Origin of the sequence: Terriglobus sp. YAF25 (assembly GCF_052113305.1) — a bacterium.
In the GTDB taxonomy this organism is placed as follows: domain Bacteria; phylum Acidobacteriota; class Terriglobia; order Terriglobales; family Acidobacteriaceae; genus Terriglobus.
This window is the reverse complement of record NZ_JBFRCY010000426.1, coordinates 1-4,033: the sequence shown is the minus strand read 5'-3', so window position 1 is coordinate 4,033 and position 4,033 is coordinate 1. Positions and strand designations below refer to the sequence as shown.

Here is a 4,033-nt window from a genome sequence, read left to right as displayed (position 1 = left end):
CATTCCTCCTGCTCGATATGTATATCCTTCACCGCTATCTCGTCCGTGTAGCCGAAGATTGGCGAGCCAATGACTTCGACGGAAACCTCGATGACAGCGATCCCGACGAGTTCCCTACGAGCCTCGGGCTTCGCGAATAGTTTCAAGCGGCGGAGGATGCGAGACGCGCTCGCATCCTCCATATCGCAATTGCACGTCTTACAGAACTCGCATTTCCGCCGTTAGTTTGATGGTCTTACCCGGAATAACAAAGATGTCTCGTTTGTACGACTCTCGTCCAAAAGCACGAAGTTCGACGGTGTAGTTACCGGGAAGCATCGTCATGGTCTTCAGTTTGCTCACCGTGCCCGCATAGCTTCCATTGATAAACACTTCGGCATCCTTTACGGATGTATCTAATTTCACGGTGCCTGCTGTGGGGGTTAAACCTGCCCCGTAGTAGGAATAGAAGCCGTAATACGGATCGTACCAACCCCAAGGGCCGACGCGTCCGCCATAAACGACACCTACTCTCGGCCCAACAAACCTCCCAGGAGGTGCTGCAAGGACGGGAGCTGCAAGAGCAATGAGGGATATTGCGAAAAGGAATAAACGTTTCATGGATACCGCCTTTCACCACCCGAACCGAAGTTCGGTTATAGGAGTAGACGAGGCTCCAGAAGCACGAAGGTTACTTCCTCACGGTATAGCGGAGTAATACTGACATCACTGAGACATTTCGATGATTTCGTAGCCTCGCCGGGGCTATTGCATGTCTGATCCGTCGCTGCGCTCAGGATGACACCATCTTGATACGAACTCCAAAGCCCCTCGTACTAAAAGTGAATGCCTGCTCCAAAACTCAGGCGGAAGTTGTTCTGCACGTTATCCGCGCCATTGGGCAGCGTGGAATGCACCCAGCCAAGTTGTAGCGCACGTACATCAATGTGGTGATCCAAGCGGATATCGAGACCGGCGTCGATCAGCATGGAGAAGCTGGTTGCCCGATAAGTCGTCCCCGCTGAGGATGGAAAGGCGCTGTTCGAGCCATGCACGAATCCAAACAAAGCTTCACCGAACGGGGAATACTTTGATTGTGAGTGCCAACGATATCGCGGACCAAAGGTCAGCGCGGTGGTTGTTAAGGAGGCTCCGCTGGAGCCGATAGACCCTGCGTGGCCAACGCTCAGATCTGCGGCTGGCCCCAGGCCTCTCCATAAATCAGTGCCGTAGCTGACAGAGCCACCCTGCTTCCAGAAGCTCTGTCCGGAACTTGTACGTAGCGCTCTTTCCGTGGTGTAGGTGACAACGATATCGGTTCGAGCGGGCTGCGTACTCTGCTGCGCAGACACCATCATCGTAGACACAAGAGTTGCGAGAGTAAGAAGCGTACGAAATCGACTCATCACAAGAGTACTTTCAACTCCTTACTGCACCGTCAATACGACGATGGAGGAATGTTGCAACGTGGTTCCATTCGGGCCACTTGCGGTTCCGGTAATAGTGACCGAATACGTTTGCGGGTTCTGTCCGAAATATCCGGTGCCTGTACCGCATCCAGCCAGTCCGCCCACAGCCGCCAGGCTCAGTCCTAGTACCACAATCAATACCCCGGGCCTCCATCTGCGCACCGTGCGCCGCAGACAAGAGGAGAACGGCAGCAGGAGGAGCGCCAATACCGCAGCGCCGCCTCCGGTGCTCCTAACCGGATGGGCCATCGCAGTGGTAGCTACCGTCTGAATCGTCAGCGTAAAGCTGGCACTGCCCGAACCCAGCGAGAGGGTTGATGGCGAGAAGGTGGCCGTCGCTCCCGCCGGCAGGCCGGAAACGGAGAGGGTCACAGGGAAACTGAAAAAGCCATTCAGAGGGGAGGCGACCAGGTTATACGTCGCGGTGTGTCCAGGAACCACGGTCTGCGTTGCGCCGCCCGTTGCATTCAGCGAGAAGCTGAAATCACTCGCCTGCTGTACAAGCACCGAAGAAACACTCGCGTTGAAGTTCGTGTCCCCGCTGTAAGCTACCGTCAGATTGTGAGAGCCGGCGGTGAGAGAGGAAATCGTAACCGATGCGACGCCTGAGCTCAGGGCCTGAGCAGTTCCTAGAGCTGTTGTTCCATCCAGGAAGGTGACCGTACCAGTCGGCTGCCCTGAAGTCGTCGTAGCTACCGTAGCCCTTAGGGTCACGGGAGAACCGACCAGTGTATTAGCGACACTGGATAACAAACTGGTAAGCGAAGCAGCCTTCGAGATCGTGATACCGCCCGTTACAGATGACAACGTGTAGTTCGCAGAGGCACTGCCTGAAAGCGCGCCAGTCACCGCATATGATCCCGGAGAAGATGTAGAGATGGCGCCCGTACTGAACGCCACCTCTACATTGCCGCTGTCCTGCGCAAGCACACCTGAGAGCGATCCCGTAATTGCTGGAATCGCTTGGCCGTACTGCACCGAGATTGGCGTAATCGAAGYGGTAATCGACAGAGGACTCACCGCCACCACCATGACACCACTCACCGAGGCTGGATTCGTACCGTCACCTGCGAAGGAGGCGCTGAGGTTATGCGTGCCGACTTTGAGCGAACCGAGGTTCAAGACAGCGACGCCACTGGACAGAGTCACCGTCGAGACAGGCGAACCAGAGTCATAGAAGACGACGCTTCCGCTTGAGGAAGCGGAAGTGGTCAGAGTAGCAGTAAGTACTCCCTGACCATAGGTAATGGCTTGCGAAGGAATGGAGAGCGCTAACACGCTGGTCGCCTGGTCTCCACCTGCGGTCGTCACAACTGTGCCGCCGAAAATGGCACGGACAAGATCATTGTCTGTATCTGCTATGGCAATAGTCCCTTGTGGCCCAATAGCCACACCAAGAGGCGAATCCAACGAAGCAGCCGTTGCGCTCCCATTCAACTGATCTTCTCCCTCTTGGCCATTCCCGGCGATGGTCGAGAGGAGATTAGAACTATTGATCTGCCGAATCCGTTGATTGTCCGTATCAGCGATGTAAAGTGTTGTTCCACTAGCGTTGACAGCAATGCCGTGCGGAGATGCGAAGGAGCCTGAGGTGGCAGTGCTTCCGTCGCCCGCGAAGTTAAAGGAGCCGTCTCCCGCAATCGTCGTGATCACACCACCGGAGACCTTACGGATGCGATTATTGTGCGTATCGCTTAGGTAAAGATTGCCCGAAGCATCGACTGAGATTCCCTCAGGCGAGTCAAGAGAAGCGCCGGTCGCCGCACCTCCATCACCTGAGTACCCCTGTTCGCCATTTCCGGCCACAGTTTGGATCGTCCCTGAAGCAGTCACGATCTCACGCACACGGTTATTATTCGAGTCCGCAAAGAAGATATTCCCGCTGCTATCGACCGCTATCGCGGTCGGAAGAGAGATCATTGCCAAGGTTGCGGCAGCTCCGTCGCCCGAGAAACCAGCCATGCCTGTACCGGCGATCGTGCTGATTGTGCCGTTAGAACTCACCTTACGGATACGCTGGTTCTTTGTGTCGGAGATATAGAGATTTCCCGATGCATCAATAGCAACTCCCGCCGGGGTGTCAAGCGTTGCCTGGGTCGCAGCTCCGCCATCACCATCGAACCCCTGCTCTCCTGTGCCGGCTGCGGTAGTAATCGTCCCGGCCGTATCGACCTTACGGATGATGTTGTTGTTCTGGTCCGCGATATAGAAATTGCCGGCGGAGTCATAACAGAGTGCTGCAGGAGAATTCAGTGGCGCTGTGACAGCCAGTTGACCATTCGTTTGCGCAGCCTGAACGGCGCTTACATGTATCCCGGCCTTGTCCAACGACTTCAGTTGAGCGGGTGTCTGCGCCGCCCCGATAGCCGCCGCCATGCATACACCGGCACAAGCCAGTTTTCGAATGATCATACCGGGATGGGACATCATGATGATTCTGCCTCAACTCCTTTGAAATGCCGGCCGTGTCATAACATCTCGCATCGGTTGACATGACCGGCATTCCCTTACGTTAGCCRCGCGATGGGAAGACTCCCTGCAGTGCAATGATGAACGTTACTGCCAGATAGGGGGGCATGGTAGAG

3 protein-coding genes are annotated in these 4,033 nt (G+C 55.6%); all 3 read right to left on the bottom strand.

Features of this window, described 5'->3' with window-relative positions:
- Positions 1-198: 198 nt before the first annotated feature.
- The 3 genes from AB4043_RS17175 to AB4043_RS17165 all read right to left on the bottom strand — a co-directional run bounded on the left by AB4043_RS17175 (position 199) and on the right by AB4043_RS17165 (position 3,860).
- Positions 199-600 (bottom strand): PEGA domain-containing protein, encoded by a 402-nt coding sequence (locus tag AB4043_RS17175; protein ID WP_442299757.1) that lies wholly within the window; start codon positions 598-600, stop codon positions 199-201.
- A gap of 215 nt (positions 601-815) precedes the next feature.
- Entirely contained in the window at positions 816-1,385 is a 570-nt protein-coding gene (locus AB4043_RS17170; protein ID WP_442299758.1) for an outer membrane beta-barrel protein, read from the bottom strand.
- 21 nt (positions 1,386-1,406) lie between these two features.
- The gene (locus AB4043_RS17165) at positions 1,407-3,860 is read right to left on the bottom strand and encodes an NHL domain-containing protein (protein WP_442307612.1); all 2,454 of its coding nucleotides are present in this window, start codon (positions 3,858-3,860) and stop codon (positions 1,407-1,409) included.
- Positions 3,861-4,033: the final 173 nt, after the last annotated feature.